This window comes from Pallidibacillus thermolactis (assembly GCF_025660415.1).
GTDB classification, from domain to species: domain Bacteria; phylum Bacillota; class Bacilli; order Bacillales; family Caldibacillaceae; genus Pallidibacillus; species Pallidibacillus thermolactis.
The window spans coordinates 1-1,131 of the sequence record NZ_JAOUSE010000107.1 but is presented as its reverse complement, the minus strand read 5'-3'; the positions used below and the strand labels follow the sequence as shown (position 1 = coordinate 1,131).

Sequence of the window (1,131 nt, the reverse complement as noted above, 5' to 3'; positions counted from 1 at the left end):
TGTATTTCGCAAGTAAAAAGTGAGCCATTTCGCAATTTAAAATTGAGCCACTTTATCCGTACTTGAATTTATCCATTCCTCAGTTTCCCTCATTCTAAATGATGGGCCAACCATGTTTATTACGTGCGATTTATGTGTTAAACGATCTGTTAGTGCTGCAGTTAAAACCGGATCGTGGAAAATCTCCTGCCATTTTAAAAATGACAGGTTGCTTGTAATTATGGTTGATTTCCTCCCAGCTCGTAATGATAGGTGAGAAAATAGTAATTCTGCACCCTCCTTATCAAACGAGATATATCCTAATTCATCGAGAATAACTAGGTCATATTTTTCGAATTTTAATTCGAATGATCGCAGCGTTCTCTCAGAACGATGTTCTTTTAGTTGGTTAATTAACGAGGGTACTGTCGCAAAAAACACTCTATATCCAGCTAAGCAGGCTTCCATCCCTAACCCTAGAGCTATATGCGACTTACCCGTTCCTGGTGATCCGGTAAGAATAACATTCTGACCTTCCTTAATAAAATCTAACGATTTTAAATATGGTAATTTTTGCTGTGCTTGTTCTGGCAAGGCACCTAAAACTAGTTCTTCTAATAGTTTTTTCTGTGGAAAATTTGCTGCTCTGATTCTATTTTGTTTTGCTCGTACTAATCGATCGTTTTTCTCCTGTAAAAGCACTTGTAATAAAACATCATATGCTTGTTTAGGGCTTTTAAAATTTGATTCATCCTGAACCATTTTCCTAATGCTAGGTAAACGTAATTCCTTACATATATCAATAATTTGCTGTTTTTTATCCATTATTAGTTACTCCTTCATCTATTTGATTAAACATGGTCGCATATGCTCTCATGTTATTTTCTGATTGGTTCATTGTTTCATCGTCATTATAAATGTTTATCTCTTCGTTAGTAGTTTGATTACAGATAAATAAGATTCTTTCTGTATTTACGTATCCTAAACGGACAGAAGTTAACTGTTTTATAGCTTGTAAAACTCTGTCTAAATTATTATTTTCTTTGATATAAAGGAGTAACTCTATGAATTCTTTCTCTTTTCCTATATAATGTTTATGATATATTTTCTTTATTTGTGATGGTGCCTGCTTAAAACTTTGACTTTGAGCTA

Annotated in this window: 1 protein-coding gene and 1 pseudogene; both read right to left on the bottom strand. The window is 33.6% G+C overall.

Going from position 1 to position 1,131, the window contains the following annotated elements; genetic code table 11:
* Nucleotides 1-36: 36 nt before the first annotated feature.
* Nucleotides 37-804: an IS21-like element helper ATPase IstB gene (istB, locus tag OEV82_RS16065; RefSeq protein WP_263062443.1), complete on the bottom strand. Its 768-nt coding sequence runs from the start codon at nt 802-804 to the stop codon at nt 37-39.
* Nucleotides 797-1,131, bottom strand: a pseudogene (locus OEV82_RS16060) (IS21 family transposase); the annotation flags it as partial. The gene istB and the pseudogene OEV82_RS16060, both read right to left, overlap by 8 nt.